Source organism: Paenibacillus auburnensis, assembly GCF_927798115.1.
GTDB classification, from domain to species: domain Bacteria; phylum Bacillota; class Bacilli; order Paenibacillales; family Paenibacillaceae; genus Paenibacillus_AQ; species Paenibacillus_AQ auburnensis.
Map to the genome: position 1 here is coordinate 55,659 of NZ_CAKMMG010000005.1, position 17,717 is coordinate 73,375.

General features: G+C 54.2%; 16 protein-coding genes. 3 read left to right on the forward strand and 13 right to left on the reverse strand.

All coding sequences use genetic code 11. The features are described from left to right. Positions 1–97: 97 nt before the first annotated feature. Positions 98–466, reverse strand: coding sequence for a hypothetical protein (locus tag L6H70_RS17650; protein WP_054942775.1), 369 nt, complete (start codon positions 464–466; stop codon positions 98–100). Between the two features lie 240 nt (positions 467–706). Between L6H70_RS17650 and asnB the strand changes: the two genes are divergently transcribed. Both asnB and L6H70_RS17660 read left to right on the forward strand, forming a co-directional pair. Further along, positions 707–2,551, forward strand: a complete 1,845-nt coding sequence (gene asnB / locus L6H70_RS17655) for an asparagine synthase (glutamine-hydrolyzing) (protein ID WP_236335281.1) — start codon at positions 707–709, stop codon at positions 2,549–2,551. A 94-nt stretch (positions 2,552–2,645) separates the two neighbouring features. After that, the gene (locus L6H70_RS17660) at positions 2,646–3,473 is read left to right on the forward strand and encodes a CPBP family intramembrane glutamic endopeptidase (protein WP_236335282.1); all 828 of its coding nucleotides are present in this window, start codon (positions 2,646–2,648) and stop codon (positions 3,471–3,473) included. 127 nt (positions 3,474–3,600) lie between these two features. Here L6H70_RS17660 and L6H70_RS17665 read toward each other — a convergent pair whose 3' ends face one another. The 8 genes from L6H70_RS17665 to L6H70_RS17700 all read right to left on the reverse strand — a co-directional run bounded on the left by L6H70_RS17665 (position 3,601) and on the right by L6H70_RS17700 (position 12,052). Next, complete coding sequence (locus L6H70_RS17665) at positions 3,601–4,437, reverse strand: aldo/keto reductase (protein WP_279306771.1); 837 nt, start codon at positions 4,435–4,437, stop codon at positions 3,601–3,603. A 178-nt stretch (positions 4,438–4,615) separates the two neighbouring features. Next, on the reverse strand, positions 4,616–5,071 hold the full coding sequence (locus L6H70_RS17670; protein WP_236335284.1) for a cupin domain-containing protein: 456 nt from the start codon (positions 5,069–5,071) through the stop codon (positions 4,616–4,618). A 98-nt stretch (positions 5,072–5,169) separates the two neighbouring features. Beyond that, positions 5,170–6,105 carry an SPFH domain-containing protein gene (locus tag L6H70_RS17675; RefSeq protein ID WP_236335285.1) on the reverse strand — a complete coding sequence of 312 codons (936 nt, stop codon included), beginning with the start codon at positions 6,103–6,105 and terminating at the stop codon, positions 5,170–5,172. After that, complete coding sequence (locus L6H70_RS17680; protein WP_236335287.1) at positions 6,105–6,539, reverse strand: NfeD family protein; 435 nt, start codon at positions 6,537–6,539, stop codon at positions 6,105–6,107. Before L6H70_RS17680 ends, L6H70_RS17675 begins: the two co-directional genes overlap by 1 nt. Positions 6,540–6,825: 286 nt before the next feature. After that, positions 6,826–8,754, reverse strand: coding sequence for a glycosyl hydrolase family 18 protein (locus L6H70_RS17685; protein WP_236335289.1), 1,929 nt, complete (start codon positions 8,752–8,754; stop codon positions 6,826–6,828). 595 nt (positions 8,755–9,349) lie between these two features. After that, complete coding sequence (locus L6H70_RS17690) at positions 9,350–9,985, reverse strand: XTP/dITP diphosphatase (RefSeq protein WP_236335290.1); 636 nt, start codon at positions 9,983–9,985, stop codon at positions 9,350–9,352. 1 nt (position 9,986) lies between these two features. Next, positions 9,987–10,745, reverse strand: a complete 759-nt coding sequence (gene rph / locus L6H70_RS17695) for a ribonuclease PH (RefSeq protein WP_206101753.1) — start codon at positions 10,743–10,745, stop codon at positions 9,987–9,989. Positions 10,746–10,933: 188 nt separating this feature from the next. After that, positions 10,934–12,052, reverse strand: a complete 1,119-nt coding sequence (locus tag L6H70_RS17700; protein ID WP_236335292.1) for a GerMN domain-containing protein — start codon at positions 12,050–12,052, stop codon at positions 10,934–10,936. 272 nt (positions 12,053–12,324) lie between these two features. On the opposite strand from L6H70_RS17700, the gene L6H70_RS17705 reads away from it, so the two are divergent. Next, complete coding sequence (locus tag L6H70_RS17705; protein ID WP_236335294.1) at positions 12,325–12,921, forward strand: phosphatidylglycerophosphatase A family protein; 597 nt, start codon at positions 12,325–12,327, stop codon at positions 12,919–12,921. A gap of 615 nt (positions 12,922–13,536) precedes the next feature. Here the strand turns inward: L6H70_RS17705 and L6H70_RS17710 are convergent. The 4 genes from L6H70_RS17710 to L6H70_RS17725 all read right to left on the reverse strand — a co-directional run bounded on the left by L6H70_RS17710 (position 13,537) and on the right by L6H70_RS17725 (position 17,716). Further along, complete coding sequence (locus tag L6H70_RS17710) at positions 13,537–14,577, reverse strand: MBL fold metallo-hydrolase (protein ID WP_236335295.1); 1,041 nt, start codon at positions 14,575–14,577, stop codon at positions 13,537–13,539. Further along, complete coding sequence (locus L6H70_RS17715; RefSeq protein WP_236335297.1) at positions 14,578–15,312, reverse strand: class I SAM-dependent methyltransferase; 735 nt, start codon at positions 15,310–15,312, stop codon at positions 14,578–14,580. 141 nt (positions 15,313–15,453) lie between these two features. Next, positions 15,454–17,145: a glycoside hydrolase family 13 protein gene (locus tag L6H70_RS17720; protein WP_236335299.1), complete on the reverse strand. Its 1,692-nt coding sequence runs from the start codon at positions 17,143–17,145 to the stop codon at positions 15,454–15,456. Positions 17,146–17,260: 115 nt separating this feature from the next. Next, positions 17,261–17,716, reverse strand: a complete 456-nt coding sequence (locus L6H70_RS17725; protein ID WP_236335300.1) for a hypothetical protein — start codon at positions 17,714–17,716, stop codon at positions 17,261–17,263. Position 17,717: the final 1 nt, after the last annotated feature.

A 17,717-nucleotide genomic window follows, 5' to 3' on the forward strand; every position in this document is an offset into this window, starting at 1 on the left:
TTCTGCCCCCGGCAGCGGATGAAACGGAGCAGAGCGCCGCTCACTTCCCGCCTTTCCGCCGCCGGAGCAGAGGCAGCAGCATCTCTTGCTGCTGCCCTTAATGCCGTCCTGGCGTAACTTGCCGGAAGTGCTCCTCCAGCTGTTTTTTCAGATGGCCGAAGATGAGCAGCTCGCGCTGGAACTTGGAACGTTCATCCTCCGGACTCATGACAATGCTGCCGGTAAACGCGCTGACTGTCACATCCTGGAAGGCATCATGCATATTGTTATCAAACCAATCGGTTTCGGTGTCCGCATCATTCGTCAGAATGCGCACAATTTCGTACCCTTCCTCACGCTGGTCTTCAACAATGTACACCAAAAGCGCGGAATCGCCTACAGCTCCCGGCAATACCCCTACTTCGGCACAAGGCGCACCGTCATATTCGGTCATTCTGCGGATTTTGGCGTCTTTAATGTAATACACTTGTCATCATCCCTCCTGGCAAATTTCCCTCTCCCTAGTGTTCGGATAAGGACATACATTTTATCCCTTCAATCGGCATATATCTGTATTACTTGGCAAAAAAGAAACAAGTGGAACCGGCTGCGCCGTCTCCAAAGGACCACAACCGTTTCAGCGAGAATATAAGGATCATTTTTTGCGTAAAGCATATCCATTCTTATATTTGGACAACAATCGCACAAAAAGAGAGGATGAAACGACATGTGCGGAATAACCGGATTTATCCAGTGGCGCGGCGACCTTACACAGCACTCGCAGCTGCTCGTAAAAATGACTGAAACTTTATCCAACCGCGGACCGGATGCGGCCGGAACGTGGATATCAGGGCCTTGTGCCCTTGGACACCGCAGACTCAGCGTTATTGACCCCGAGAATGGCGCACAGCCGATGATCGCCCGCCATGACGAACAGGTCTATGCCCTTGTGTATAACGGCGAATTGTATAATGCGGGCGAGCTCAAAAGCGAACTCAAACAGCGCGGGCACCGCTTCCTGACCCAGTGTGACACTGAGGTTCTGCTCCACGCCTACATGGAATGGGGGCCAGACTGTACTGAGAAGCTGAACGGAATCTTTGCCTTTGCGGTCTGGGACAGCGTACGCGAGCATCTGTTTCTGGCACGTGACCGGCTTGGCGTCAAACCCTTGTTCTATAGCCAGGTGGACGATGTGTTTGTCTTTGGCTCTGAACCCAAAGCGCTGCTGCAGCATCCCAAGGTTCAGCCGAAGGTCGGACCGGAAGGTCTGGCAGAAATCTTCATCATCGGTCCGGCCCGCACACCGGGACAGGGTGTATACAAAGATATATTCGAGCTTCGCCCGGGTCATGCCATGATTTATAACCGGAATGGAATTCGTAAGTACGCTTACTGGGAACTGGAGAGCTACAATCACACCGATAATGTCGATGAAACAGCCGCCAAGGTTCGCGAACTGCTGCAGGATACGCTGGAGCGCCAGCTCGTCTCCGACGTTCCGGTCTGCTCCCTGCTGTCCGGCGGCCTTGATTCCAGCGCCCTCACCGCGCTCGCAGTTGACTATTACAACCGCAGCGGCCAAGGACAGGTTGACACTTATTCCGTCGATTATGTTGATAACGATAAGCATTTCAAAAGCCATACCTTCCAGCCCGGAGCAGACGGGCCGTGGATTAAGCGGATGGTCGATGAGCTGAACACCAATCACCACTATGTCGCTTTTGATACCCCGGAGCTGGTGTCGGCGCTGGATAATGCCCTCTACTCGCGCGATTTACCGGGGATGACCGATGTGGATTCGTCGCTGTATTTATTTTGCCGGGAAATTAAAAAGAATGCGACCGTAGCCATTTCCGGCGAAGCGGCTGACGAAATTTTTGGCGGATATCCCTGGTTCCACCGGGAAGAGATGCTGTCCTCCGGGACGTTCCCCTGGTCCGTGGCTCCCAAAATGCGCGCAGAACTATTGTCGCCCGAAGTCAGGGAATGGATACGTCCACTGGAATATTTGGGCGACCGTTACAGCGATGCCGTGGCTGAGGTTCCGAAGCTTGACGGGGAGACCGGCAAACAGGCGCAAATGCGCGTGATGTCCTACCTCAATATTACCCGGTTCATGCCTACGCTGCTGGACCGCAAGGACCGGATGAGTATGGGTGTAGGGCTTGAAGTCCGTGTCCCTTACTGCGATCACCGGCTGGTGCAGTATGTGTTCAACATTCCCTGGGAAATTAAAACCGTCGGCAACCGCGAAAAAGGCATTCTGCGCAAAGCGCTGGAGGGCGTACTGCCGGATGATGTCCTCTACCGCAAAAAAAGCCCTTATCCCAAAACGCATAATCCCGCTTATTTAAACGCCGTACGTACACAGATGCTGAACATTCTCGATGATTCCTCCTCTCCGATCCTGCCGTTCATCGATCCGGTCAAAATCCGCGAAATCGCAGCATCGCCGGAATCGTCGAGCAATCTGCCCTGGTTCGGCCAGCTGATGTCTGGACCGCAGTTGTTTGCTTATCTGGCTCAGGTAAATCTCTGGCTGAAAACGTACAACGTTTCGATCGGATAAATGCGGCTGCCCGTGATTATTCCCACAGCCGGATAGGATAAAAACCTCTACAACTATAGATAAACATATCTTCGTAAAAGGGGTATTGTCCTTGATGCAAACCTCTGTAAAACCGGCTGCTCTGCCCGCAAAAAAACTGCTTCCCTTCATTCTTGTCTCCTTTGGATTCACCTGGCTGTGCTGGCTGCCGCTCCTGCTAAATAAGCAGTTCGCAGCCGGTATGCCGGTGCTGCCCGGACAGTTCTATCTGGGCTCCTTCGGGCCGCTGCTCGGCACCCTGATCAGCCTGCGGCTGCCGGGTGGAGGAGGAATTGCCACCTGGAGCAAAACCGCATTTTCTCTCGCTTTCCCCAAAAAGTGGCTGGCTATTGCCGCAGGTCTGCCGCTTGCTTACGGGGCGGTCGCCGTGCTGGCCCATACGCTAATCACGGGGAGTATGCCGGATATGCACAGGTTCGGCCTGACGTCCGATCTGCCGCCGCAGTTTAACATCTGGATGACATCAGGGATATGGATGCTGACCTTCGGTATCGGTGAGGAGAGCGGCTGGCGCGGTTATTTGCTGCCCGCGCTGCATAAGCGCTACTCCCTGTTCACCTCTGCTCTCCTGGTGGCACTGATCTGGATGGCCTGGCATTTGCCTGCCTTCTGGTTCAACGAAAGCTACCTAGGAATGGGCTTTGGGATTATCGGCTGGGCGATCAGCCTGACTTATGGCTCCGTCGTGCTGGCCTGGATCTGTGCGGGAAGCCGCTGGAGCATTCTTCCTGTCATCGTGTGGCACGGCATTTTCGATCTGCTGACCGCCAGCGACCAGGCTGCTGAGATTATGGCGATGGTCTGCAGCATGCTGGTCATCCTCCATGGTGTCCTGCTGATGCGGACCCTCGGCAGACGCCGCAGCCAACCGCCTAAGCTGTAAACGGCATAGGGACAGGATCGAACCAGTTGCTGCACTTATCCGGGCAAGACAAAAATAAAGAGCAAGTCACATTCCTGTGACTTGCTCTTTGTCTTTCCTTACAGCCTACAGCCGCGATTGATCCGGTTTAGAAATTAAAGTTATCCGGATCCGGACCGAAGCGGTGATTCTGGTTCAAATCCTCAATCGCCTTGACGTCATCGTCACTCAGGGTAAAGTCAAAGAATCCGGCATTTTCGACAATCCGCTCGGCATGCACCGATTTCGGAATCGTGATCACACCCTGCTGCAAATCCAAGCGGAGCACAATTTGTGCGACAGTTTTACCGTATCTTTCCGCCAATTCTTTCAGCAGCGGCACATCCAGATTACCCTGCATCAGGGGACTCCAGGCCTCTACCTGAATATCATGCGCCTTCGCAAATTTCAGCACTTCACGCTGGGTCAGCAGCGGATGGAATTCGATCTGGTCGACTACAGGCACCACTCCGGTGTCATCAATAATATCCTGCAGATGATGCGTCTGAAAGTTGCTGACGCCAATCGATTTGACCAGCCCCTCCTTCTGCAGATGGATCAGCGCTTTCCACGTATCCCGGTATTTGCCGGCCACCGGCCAGTGGATCAGGTACAGATCAATCCTATCCAGCCCCAGCTTCTTCCGGCTCACCTCGAAGGCCTTCAGCGTGGATTCGTAGCCCTGATCGGGATTGCGCACCTTGGTTGTGATGAACAGCTCTTCCCGGGGCACCCCGCATTCCCGGATAGCTTGTCCGACACCTTCTTCATTATTATATCCGGCCGCTGTATCAATACTGCGGTAGCCTGTTTCAATAGCCGTCTTCACTGCATGGATGACTTCTTCGCCGTCTTTGGTCTGCCATACCCCAAGACCCAGCCATGGCATCGTTACTCCGTCATTCAATGTAGGCCCACCTGTAAACGGTCCGTTCATTTCGCTCATGGTTCACCCTCCAAGCTTGAATAGTTTGATCAAACTTCCTTAACCTTAATAGAGACTGTGTAATCAGCCGGATGCAAACAACAGTATAGCAGATTGCTGCGGTACCGCCAAAACCGCGGATCGCCCCCCAAAAAAAAGAGCGCCACTGCAATCACAGTAGACGCTCCACCCAACTTATTTACTTCTCGATCAGCTTGAAATCGTCGAAATGAAACTCCGGCGATACGATGCAGGAGACCAGCACCGGCTCATCGCCAAGCGGCCGTGCCGCCTGCCAGACACCTGCCGGAATAACCACCTGCGGCTGCTGGCCGGCTGCGACGTCAATGCCGAGAACGACCTCGGTAACGTTCTCCGGCTGTTCACCGCTGCCGCCGAGGCTGAGCACAATCGGGCTGCCGGAATGCCACAGCCAGATTTCGTCGGAGAGCACGGTGTGCCATTCCGAGGCTTCGCCCGGGTGAAGCAGGAAGTAAATGGACGACGCTGAAGCTCTTGGCCCCGAGTAGCTGCCGCCAAGGGTTTCGTGCGGGATTTCGAAGGAAGAATTCCAAAGTCTTTTGTACCATCCGCCTTCAACGTGAGGCTGCAGCCCCAGCGCTTCCACCAGCGGAGAAATTTCTTTTTGCGTCACAGTATCTTCTCCTTAAAGTTGTGCTGCATAAGCATCCACAGTTAATTTACGTTTGCTTTTACTTTAACGGAATGTGCCGCGATTGTAAAACCTCCCGCTTATTTACTCTCCTTGCTGGCCTTGAACACCTCAGCGATGGCACCGAGTGTACCCAGCGTTTCGATGGCACTGCTTGGCAGGAACACTTTATTGGCTGCACCTTTGGAGATTTCCGTCAACGCATCGAAGGATTGATAGGCCAGTACCCGCTCATCCAGTCCGGCGCTGCTGATCAGCTGGATACGCGATTTCTCGGCTTCCGCCACTGCCTGAATCGCCTTGGCCTGACCGAGCGCTTCCAGCTCCTGCGCCTGGCGCATGCCTTCCGCCTGACGGATACGCGCTTCCTTGTCACCTTCAGCCTTCAGGATTTTACTCTGCTTGTCGCCTTCTGCGCGCAGGATCATATCCTGCTTGGCGGCTTCCGCCTCAAGGACAATCGCACGTTTGCTGCGTTCTGCCTTCATCTGCTTATCCATCGCTTCCTGGATATCAAGCGGCGGCTTAATATCAATGACCTCCACGCGTTCGATCCGCACTCCCCATTTTTCCGTCGCTTCATCCAGGGCGAGCCGGATATCCGAGGAGATTTTTTCACGGCCGGACAGGGTTTCATCCAGCTCCAGCTTCCCGATAATCTGGCGCATTGTTGCCGTGGAGATGTTGCGTACCCCATATACATAATCGGAGATCCCATAAGTCGCTTCTTCGGGGCCAACCACCTGATAAAAGATGATCGTATCAATCTGCACCTGCACGTTGTCCTTCGTAATCACTGTTTGCGGCGGCACATTGGCCTGCTGAATCCGCAAATCATGATAGGTCCGTACCTGGTCGATAACCGGAATAAGGATGTTCAGACCCGGTGTAAGCAGGCGGTTAAATTTCCCGAGCCTTTCGACTACGCCTACCCTTTGCTGCGGAACGATTTTGATCGTCAGTGCGATAAATACTACGACAACGACTACGATAATTCCTAAAATGGCTAATTGCATCAGTACGTGTCCCCCCATCGTTCTACTTCAATAATCGTGGTACCTCTTTTAACAACGATAACCTTCTGATCTTTGCCCAGCGCTTCTGTGGACGTTGCACTCCACGTATCACCGCCTACTTTGACCTGCCCGTAACGCCCCGGCACAATCGGTTCCACGACCAGCCCCTGTCTGCCGACGATCTCTGTCCCGGTATCCTTGAACCCCCGGGAGCTCCGGAGTCTGGCGGCCAGAGGTTTGGTAAATACCGTCAGACCCAAAGCTACCAGTGAACCGACCACTACCTGCAGGAATATAGCCTCCGGAAACAAGATTGCTGCCACACCGCCCGCCAAAGCTCCGATACTGAGCCATAACAAATAAAATGTAAACGTAAACATCTCTACGACAAACAAGACGCCGGCTATAATTAACCATAACGCCCAAACATCCATCGGTGACCCACCACCTTCCGCTATATACTACTATAACGAAATCAAAGGCACTTACGTTCCATAAATGTTAAAAACCGGGGCAGGCATCATCATTATATTTCAGCTTGTGGAAGCTTATGAATACAGAACAACACTTCTGCAAAAATACCGGGCTTGAGAGCAAGGGGGATGATCACGCTATACGTGAAGCACAACAAAAAGCCTGCAGAGAAGCCTTTCCTTCTCCGCAAGCTTTTTTGCAGTTTGAATAATAATTATATACCCAGCGGATGCGGGGTAAGCAGGATTAGTTCAGTTTCCAGAGAGCCGGTGTGGTCGCCGGTTCCCAGCCCGCCAGTGAGGTGTGCGCCTGAAGGCAAATATAAGATGCTCCATTGTAGGTAACCACATCACCTGCTTTATACGCGATGCCTGCCGTCCATGCACCAGCTCCAGGTGTTGCCGTTGCAATTGCCGTTGGTTTCACCGTTGCAGTCGGCGTACTGGTTGGTACAGGCGTGGCGCTTGCGGAAGGGGACGGTGTCGGGGAAGCAGCAGTATTGCCGCAGGTTCCTATCGCCTTCCACACCCCATAAGCACCGCTCTGATCAGGACGGTCGCCCTGTGTCCACCACTGGGCTTCGTATAATATGCCGCCGTAAGAGGCCTGCTGGCCTTTCGTGTATATGGCGGTAGAGCTCCAGGCCGCTGCTGTACATTGCCCCGGTGTTGGGGTTGGTGTCACTGTAGAACTTGGCGTTGGCGTCGCTGTAACGCCAGGAGTTGCGCTTGCGGTCGGTGTTGCCGTGGCACTTGGTTTTGGAGTTGCCGTAGCTGTTGGTGTCGGAGCCACCGTTGTAGTCGGTGTTGGGGTTGGTGTAACCACAGTACCGCCTAGCTCGGCGCTCAGTTTGTTCTGAAGGGTTTTGTTGCGGTCGCCGCTCGTCTCCCAGAACATTGCCCCGGCCAGGCCTTTGGCCTTCAGATAGCTGATCTTATAGCCGATGGATTCCACATCGTCGTAGCTGATATAGGTTTGTGTCGAAGGATTATAGAGATAAGGCACTTTGGACGTATTATTCCAGTAACGGGTGTAGCCGTTTTTGTTAATGTAGTTCGCTTCCAGATCGTTGAAATCGTAGTTTCCCTTCTCCCAGGTGCCGGTTGAGGAAATACCGGCCGATACCTGATACTGCCCATTGTTCGTACTCGGCGCTCCGCCCCAGCCGCGTCCGTAGAATGGCATGCCGAGCACCAGTTTGCCTGCCGGAACCCCTGCAGAAAGGTAGCTGGTAACAGCTTTGTCGATATTATAATTTGCCGGCTCAGTTAGCCCGGAAGACGCTGCAGCAGGGTCATAATAAAGCGGTGCGTTGTGTCCGGTCGTGGTATTCCAGCTTCCGTTAAAGTCATAGGTCATAATGTTAATCCAGTCCACAACCGCAGCGATGCCACTGAGATTATTGTTCTGGATATAGGCTGGACCTGCGCCGGAGGCGATGGTCAGCAGATAGGTTTTGCCGTCGGCGGTGCCCGCCGCATTAAGCTTTTCTCGTATTTTCTGCAGCAGCAATACGTAATTCTGCTTGTCTTCCGCACGGTAGCTGTTGCCTGCCAGCCCCCCGCTCACCGGATATTCCCAGTCGAGGTCAACACCATCCATCTGGTATTTGCGGATGAAGTCAACCGCAGAATTAGCAAACACCTCACGGGTCGCAGCCGTAGCCGCCACATCGGAGAAGCGGTTCGACCAGGTCCAGCCGCCGACGGAGATTACAGTCTTGAGGTTCGGATTTTTTTCCTTGAGCTTCCACAGCTGCTTCAGATTGCCTTTGATCGGATCGTCCCATTTGTCATCCCCAAAGCTTTTCTGGGCATCAATCCAGGGATCACCCAGCACAATCGTACCGTTCGGTACGCTGATGGTCTGGCCCTGCTCATTCTGGCAGCTCCAGGTAACCGGGTTCGGTCCGGTCGGGTCGGGATTCCCGTGTACACCATTCCAGCAGATGTCTGCGAAGGCATAGTTAATGACATTCATTTTGGTAGGATCAATATCCGTTACGTTAAAAGCCCGTCCATAGGCAGCCCATGATGCATAGTACCCGACCACCTTGTAATTTCCTTCGGCATTTGCGGTTTTGACACTGCCGCCCAGTCCGGCGGCCAGTGTAATGATCAGAGCAGCAACAAGCCCCAACAGCGCAGCTTTCCTCGATTTCTGTTTCTTCAGCATTGAAGTGTTTACCTCCTCGGTTGAATGCGTAGCACAATTCTGTTCAGGTACAAGAAACGGCGACGGCGTTCGGACTAGAATGGTAATGCTTATGCCTGCATGCTCAGAAAAGAAGACTCGGCGCTCACCCCCAGGAATTGGATTCACCCTCACTTGCCTTTCTATTAAATTAGCGGCAGCCAAATAGAAGATTACATGTTAAAAAAGCGCATGAAGCTTCTCCGCTGCCTGTGGTGCCGGAGTCTTTTACCTCACTAAGTTGAACTCGCCAAAGAAAAGGTGCTGTCAGGTGTGTGAACGGGTAGGAAGGATGGAGTGAATGCTAGTGGAGGATGTTTACATGAAAAGGTGTGAAGGCACTTCTAATTTTCAAGCATTGCAGCTCAAAGAGCTAGGGGGAAATTCCCATACTGGAGGGATAAGATCATCTTATGCTAAAAAAGTGCCACTGCGTAATATTGCATTTCCAATTTATTTTGTAGCCGCACAGCACAAAAAGGCCCCACCCGCAAAGACTGCGGACAGGGCCTCGAAGGGTACCATTTGAATTATGCTGCATCACTACTGTAGTTTTGCCGCCAGCCGTGCCAACCCGCTATTTCCGCTGCTTCGCGGCCAGCTTATCCGTCAGCAGCCTAAGCGCCATTCCCCGGTGACTGATCATCTGCTTCTCTTCCAGCGTCAGCTCAGCCATCGTCTTCTCATACTCGGGAAGGTAAAAGAGCGGGTCATAGCCGAATCCCCCGCCGCCCGCCGGCTCGGAGGTAATCCAGCCCTCCACTGTGCCTTCCGCCGTCAGCTCCATGCCGTCCGCCGGATCATAAAGCGACAAGGCACAGACGAAACGGGCGGGACTGAGCAGCGGCTGGCCGGTATCCTCGCCCTGCTTCAGCCCTTCCAGCTCGCTCAGCAACTTGAGGTTATTGTCCTGATCCCGGGCGTTTTCTCCGGCATAACGCGCCGAGTAGACCCCCGGGCGGCCGTCCAGAGCGTCGACACAAAGACCGGAATCATCGGCCAGCACAGGCAACCCGAGGGCCTCGCCGACCGCTTTGGATTTTTTGAATGCATTCTCGGCAAAGGTTGTCCCGTCTTCCACTACATCCGGCAGCTGCGGGTAGTCGAACATACTCTTCACGGTCAGTCCAAGCGGCGCAAAAGCATGCTGGAACTCACGGACCTTGCCTTTATTTTTGGTTGCGACAATCAGAATTCCACCGCCGGTGTTCATCCTACACCTCTTGGCCAGGCTGGCCGGAAGGGATTTTGAGCGCGATCGGACCGAGCACTTCCTTCTGCACGGCGATCAGCTCGTAGATGCCCTTCTCCCCAAGACCGAGCAGCTGGTCAAGCTCCTGGCGGGTGAACGGCCGCTCTTCGCCGGTGCCTTGCACTTCTACAAATGCCCCGCCGCCGGTCATGACTACGTTCATATCGACTTTTGCTTTGGAATCCTCTTCATAGTTCAAATCAAGCAGCGTTTTGTCGCCAACCACACCGACGCTGATCGCGGCCAGATAATCTGTAATCGGGAAAACGCTCAGTTTATGCTGCAGCGCAATTTTGTTAATGGCAAACGCCATCGCTACAAAAGCACCTGTAATCGAAGCTGTACGTGTGCCGCCGTCCGCCTGGATAACGTCACAGTCCAGTGTAATGCTGCGCTCGCCGAGCGCCTGCAGATTGACTACGGAACGAAGCGCCCGGCCGATCAGCCGCTGGATCTCCATCGTCCGTCCGGTCAGCTTGCCACGTGCCGCTTCACGCTGGTTGCGCGTCTGGGTCGCCCGGGGAAGCATGGAATATTCAGCAGTTACCCAGCCTTTGCCTTGTCCTTTCAGAAACGGCGGGACCTTCTCGTCCACTGTCGCGGTGACGATAACCTTCGTGTCTCCCATTTCAATCAGAACTGAACCCTCAGCATATTTATTCGTTTGGGTGGTTATTGTCAGCGGCCGGAGCTGGTCGTCGTTACGTCCGTTTGATCTCATGTTTTCTTCCTCCTGCATCTTGAATAGCTAAAGTTGTGATGTAGTTTCCGCCTAGCGGGATGTATATTCTCTACTTTGCGCGAGAAACGGATAACATCCAGGGAAGGACGTTATCCGTTTTTCGCTTAGCAAACTTTATTCTATCAAAGAGCAGGCACAAAAGCATCTTTTAGCCCTGAGAAAATCTTTTACAGCGGCAGCGCGTTCACATATTCCGGAGCAGAGACCGGCTTGCCATAGTCCACGTTGTTGGTTCCGGTGACCGTTTCAAGTCCGTTCAGACGGATTTGGACCGGAGCATCCTCGGCATTTTGCGCTACCGTCAGCACCACGGATTCCAGCATTTCCTCCGGCACATTTTTGCCGTCTGTGAACATATCGTCAGTCAGGGATACGGTAACTACCCCATTTTGCCCGGCTTCCACGGAATTTAACACCGTTCCCCCGGTCATTGCAGTCTCCAGGCCGTTAGTAGACTCCGGTCCGGCGATCAGCTCACCCAGTGCCGCTTTCACCTTGTCCTCTCCGGCGGGTACAAAGCGTGTGACCGGAACATAATACTGGTGGGCACCGTCAGGCGTAGCAGCGGAAAAATATACCGTGACCGCGCTCAGGTTCATCTGCATCGGGCCATTCTTCGGCAGGTTTATCCCGAAGGCGCGTGACAGTGGATGATCCAGCGGTGTGCCCAGAAGCGGCATTTCTGTGAGCTTTTTGCCGTCTACCCAGAGCTGTACACCCTGTATACCTTCCTGTCCGGTCAATGTCCAGGTGATAGCTTCCAGGACCTTGCGTTCGTCGGCAGCCTTGTAGTCGTTAAACGCCGAGTTAAATTCAACTACGGCCAGTTTGTCTTTATCCACGGAGACATTCTTCACTTCCGTCCCTGCCGGGAGCACGCCCTGGAAGCCTTCTGGCAATGCGGATGCATACGGCCCTTTGCTGACCAGCGCAGTAAGTGAATCCTTCAGCATTGCTGTACTATCACCGTCCGGAAGGGCAAGAGATACCGGAGCCAGCAGACCATTAGCGTCCTTGAGAAACACGGTAGTCCGTTCCCCGGGCGCGGCAGCTTCCGCTTTATCCGTAGTACTGTCCGCTGCGGTTCCTTCACCGGCAACAGGCCCAAACACCCCGGTATCGAGCGTTGTGCTGTCACTGACTTCCAGCATTTGCGCCTCAATCTCTCCCGGCGGCGGATCAACCGATGCCGATTCCGAGCCGAACAGGCCGCAGCCGGACAAAAGAATGGGAACCGTGAGCAGACAAGCCGCTGACAACCCGCGGACTGTGTTCATATGCTTCATGAATCATTACCCCTTTCAATGCTAAGATCAGTTTGTACTGCTATGTATACGAGCCCTGTGCCCAAAAAATAACAACGGCTTATCCTAAATTGTTGGACAATACGGATCCTATAATCCGGACAAGCTTCAAAAAAATCAAAAGGCTCCAAGACTAACGCAATGTCCGCAGACGCACGTAGGCTTCCGGCAGTTTAGACAACCGCAGCAGCAGCCGTTATAATAGTGGCAATTCAAATAATCAACCTATCCTTCCGATGAGGTGACTGATGACGATGGCGAATATCAAAAACCCTTACAGTCTTAACAGCAAAGCGGTTGCAGAGGCAACCAAGTATTGGCTGCATAAGCGCGGCGTGACGTTAGAAGAGATCGCTGAGCTTGTTCTGTTTCTGCAGCAAAAATACTATCCGAATCTGACGATCGAGGAATGTGTCCATAACGTAGAAATGGTGCTGAGTAAACGCGAAGTGCAGAACGCGGTACTGACCGGGATTCAGCTGGATGTGCTGGCTGAGGAAGGCAAGCTGTTCACTCCGCTGCAGGAGATGATCGAGAATGATGAGAGTTTATACGGGGTGGACGAGATCCTTGCCTTCTCGATTGTGAACGTATACGGCAGCATCGGCTTCACCAACTATGGTTACGTGGACAAGCTGAAGCCCGGTGTGCTGGAGCGGCTGAACGATAAAACCACCGGGCAGATCCACACCTACCTCGACGACATCGTCGGCGCAGTGGCCGCTGCCGCCAGCAGCCGCATTGCCCACCGCAAACAAGCGGAACGCGAGCAGGAACTCGGCCTCCCGCATGCGCCGGAGGATACCGAAGAAGCCGCCAGAAAGCTGGCGGCTGAGGATGGGCTGGAGTAATCCTGCAAAAGAGCGCAGGAGCGGGGAGCCGGGGTAAGCGCTATGGCAGGACCAGACTGCAGGACTGATTTTACCTTTTCCTGACTGATCACGAATGCGCTGTGGTACCGTGTCTGAAATAGAACAACCTCAGTTAGTTGTACTTTGTGCAATTAAATCAAGCAAATAAGGCTGTAAATCAGCTTTAATTGTACTTCGTACAACTAAAAATGTGTATTTACTCCGTATGAGCCCCTTTTCCGCATAGTAATTGCACAGAATGCAGTTACAGTGAGTTGTATGTAATGAATAGCAGATTTCACTGTACGAAGTGCAGTTAAAAGGACAGACGGAGCCAACTAAAAAGCCATGCCAACAGAGCAGCGGGAGCATCCCGGCTCCTTCCATGTTGGCATGGCTTTTTGTGGTGCAATTGCAAGCGGCCGGGCAAAGCGCGACGGGTAGAGTGCCGACGGGCTGAGCGCGACTGGGTGAGCACGACGAGCAAAGCGCGACGGGCTGAGCGTCACTGGCAAGGTGCGACAGGCGGAGCGCGACGGGCTGAGCGCGACGGGGCTGAGCGCCACTGGCAAAGTGCGACGGGCTGAGCGCGGACGGGCTGAGCCCAGCGAAGCCCTACCTGTCCGCAGCCGCGAACAGGACCGGCCCGCCGGGCATAGGCGCAAACTCCGCTGCCCGCCCCCGGCGCACCAGCTCGGCCAGATGCGCCAGCGCCTCGCTCATGGCGAAGCGCATCTGATGCGCGCTGGACACGCGGCTGCGGAACAGCGCTTCGCAGACCGCGAACCCGCTGAGCGGTCCGCCGTCCAGCAGCTGAGCGGCGGTATCCAGCCGCTCCTCATGGTGCCGGAGCAGGCTGTCCGCCCGCTCCGTCCACGCCGTGAACGGTTCCCGGTGGCCCGGGAACGCACGGCTCACCCGGAGGCTGCGCAGCGCGCGCAGCCCCTCCAGGAACGTCTGCAGCGGCTGCGGATCGCTGCCCGGCTGCAGGCCGACATTGGGCGAGATCTGCGGCAGAATCGCATCGCCGCAGAACACAAGCCCGCTGCCGGCCTCATACAAAGACACGTGACCCGGCGCATGCCCGCCGGTCAGAACCGGCGTCCACTCCCGGCCGCCCATTACAAGCGGCACCGCAGGGTCAATATAACTGACCTCTGCCTGCGGGGTAACCTGGGGCAGGAAGCTCACCAGATGCTCCCGGATCCCCACGATCCAATCCTCCGGCATGCCGTGCCGGAGGAACAGCAGCGGCAGCTGCTCGTTCAGGCTCGCCGCTGCGCCCCAGGACATCCGCGCCTCGGCGTGGGCCCGCTCCGACATCCATACCCGGCTCCCGCTGCGGGACTGCAGCCATCCCGCCAGGCCGTAATGGTCAGGGTGATGATGGGTAACCACAATTTTCTGTATATGGTCCCAGGATAAATCCAGCTCGTCCAGCACGCCCTGCCAGGCCAGCTCCGCCTCCTGCGTATGCGGGCCGGGGTCAATCACCGTGATGCCGCCCTCCGGTTCTGTCACAAAATAACTGTTCACCTGACGCAGCGGCGGATCCATCGGCACGGATACCTGAAGGATTCCGCTCTCCCAAGCCTTGATCTGTGCCTTCCGCATAGCTCCTTCACCGCCTTCTTTGAGTCTTCTGCCTGAAACCATCTAAGGGCGGGCCCCAATGAAGATCATTCGTTTCGAATGCTCCTCATCGTACTCCTCTTCGTCGTAGCTGCCATGCACATTTTCGATCTGCAGCCCTGCAGCCGCAATCATACTGCGGAACGTTTCCAGCGGATAGAGCTTCACGCGCTCGTGATATTGGCGGGGCGTATCATCCCCCGGGGAGGTAAGAATGATGTCCTTCTTCACATAACCGTCTTCAATCCGGCGGGACTCGTCAATCAGATTATCCCCGTCCTCACGTGAGGAATGCGGTACGAGATGGCGGATGACATACGCCGGATTCAGAAAATCTATAATGAACCTGCCGCCAGGCTTCAGCATCCGGTAAATTTCACGCAGCACCTTCACTTGTTCTTCATCCTCCTCAAAGTAACCGAAGGATGTAAACAAATTAACTACTGCATCAAAACCGCCGGGGAGCGGCAGGCTGCGCATATCGGACTGCACCCAGGTCACCGCCCCGGCACCGGCCTGGGCCCGGGCTTCACGGAGCAGGGTATCGGACAGATCGACGCCTGTGACCTCATAACCCGCTTCGGCAAGGGCCAGCGAATGGCGGCCCATACCGCAGCACAAATCCAGGACCTTTGCTCCCCGCGGCAGCTCCAGCCAGCCAATCATCTGCTCCACCTCATGCCGGGCTCCGCAGAAATCCCTGTGCCGGTATACAATCAAATAATCTTCCCCGAAGCTTTTCTCAAACCATTCACTCATCTTCCTTCTCCTCCCGCACTCCTGCAATAATCTCTCTATGTACAATATGGTTTCGATTGTACCCCCTTTTCCCTGTAAACTCAAAGAAGAGTCGCCTTTCCGCCATATTTCACACGGTAGGGTAACTCTTCTGAATTGAACTTATCTATGCCGCTCTAAGTACACCCTGGCTTCATAAGGTCGAAGCTTCAGCCGGGTCAGATCCTCTTCTTTGACAGGAGGGTAGTTGGAGATCAGCAGCTCCTGCTTCCCGGCCGCAAAATCCGCAGGGAGTTCGAATACCGGCTCATGCTCATAGAAATTCAGAATGACCAGGAGACGCTGATCCTCCAGCGTCCGGGTATAAGCATAAATCTCCGGATGGTCCTCCAGCAGCAGGGCGTATTCACCGTAGACAATGACCGGATGCTTTTTCCGCAGCTGGATCAGCTTTTTATAGTAGTTGTAGATCGAATCAGGGTCCTTTACCGCACTGGCCACATTGATTTCGCGGAAGTTCGAATTCACGCGGATCCACGGTACGCCTGTGGTGAAGCCGCCATCCTCGCTGGCGTCCCACTGCATCGGTGTGCGGGCGTTATCCCGGCTTTTTTTGTGAATAGCCGCCATGATGTCAGCCTCAGGGACGCCTTGGGTACGCTTTTCCTCATAGTAATTGAGCGTTTCCACATCCCGGTAATCATCGATGGACTCGAAGGCCACATTCGTCATGCCGATTTCTTCACCCTGGTAAATATACGGCGTCCCTTCCAGCATGTGAATGAAGGTCGCCAGCATTTTGGCTGAAGGAATACGGTAGTAGAGGTCATTGCCGAACCGTGATACGGACCGCGGCTGGTCATGGTTGCACAAATAATTGGCGTTCCACCCCCGGTCATGGAGAACGGTCTGCCAGTTGCTCATGATTTTTTTGAGGTCTCGCAGACTCCAGGGGATAGTATCCCATCTTCCTCCGCCCGGAGCCGCACAATCCAGATTCATATGTTCAAACTGGAAGGTCATATTCAGCTCGCGGCGTCCGTCGCCGACATAATCCAGCGCCTGCTCCGGTCCGAGGCCCGACGTCTCTCCGACGGTCATAATATCGTAGAAGTACAGCACCTTGTCATGCAGATTCTGTAGCAGCGTGTGCACATGCGCAAGATTCGAGAACATGTCATAGGCGCGCACAGTAGCCGTTCCGCCGGGATTCAGCGCATCAGGGTAGCCCTCCGCCTTCACGATATGGGCAATCGCGTCAAACCGGAAGCCGTCGACGCCTTTTTTGAGCCACCACTGTACCATTTCATGCAGCTTGTCGATCACCGCAGGGTTCTCCCAGTTCAGATCGGGCTGATATTTGGAGTACAGATGCAGGTAATACTCATCCGTCTGCGGATCAAGCTCCCACACCGACCCGCTGAAATAGGATTCCCAGTTGTTCGGGGGGCCGCCGTTTTTGCCTTTCCGCCATATATAGTAATCCCGCTTAGGATTATCTTTCGAGCTTCGCGACTCTATGAACCAGGGATGCTGATGGGAAGTGTGGTTCAGCACGAGGTCCATCATCAGCTTCATCCCCCGGGAATGCATCTCCCGCAGCATCACGTCAAAATCCTCCATCGTCCCGAATTCCTTCATAATGTCGCAGTAATCACTGATATCATAGCCGTTGTCATGGTTCGGCGACTTATAAATAGGGCATACCCAGATGACATCCACACCCAGGTCCTGCAAATAATCGAGCTTCGAAATAATCCCGCGCAAATCTCCGATCCCGTCACCGTTACTGTCCATGAAGCTGATCGGATAAATCTGGTACGCGACGCTTTCTTTCCACCATTTTGGATTCACTTGGACTCTCCTCCGCTTCTCCGGCACCTGCCCGTGTTAGATATATTAATATATCTTAACCACCCTGAAGGAAGACAATCACACGCCCCTTTCAAAAAATAAGGTTCTCGGGCGGTCAGGCTCCGCTCTCCTTAAGCTCAAGCAGTCCTGGAATTACTTTCTCAACCCGCCTGTACAGCTCCTGGCCGACCACACCTTCATCATGGATATAAAAAACCAGCAGCGACTGTTCCTGATAAGCTTTATAGGGCACCAGATCCGCTGTAGCTGTATGTTGTTCAAAATCAGCCCAGCCCGCTTCGCGTTCCCCGGCCGTGGCAAACTGATAAATGACCAATTCTTGCTCATCCAGCAGGAAAACCAGCGGTTTCCTCCCGTTTAGCTCCCTCTGAAACACATTCTCCGGCCGCACTTCCACGCTGTGCAATTCCAGACCCTGCCTGGCAAAATAAGCAGAAACCTCATCTGTGCTAAGCTCCCTAGCCTCAACTGTGACCGGATCATTTCCCTGGCTGCAGCCGGTAAGCAGCCCTAAACCCAGGAACAGCATCAGCAACATCATTCTTTGCATA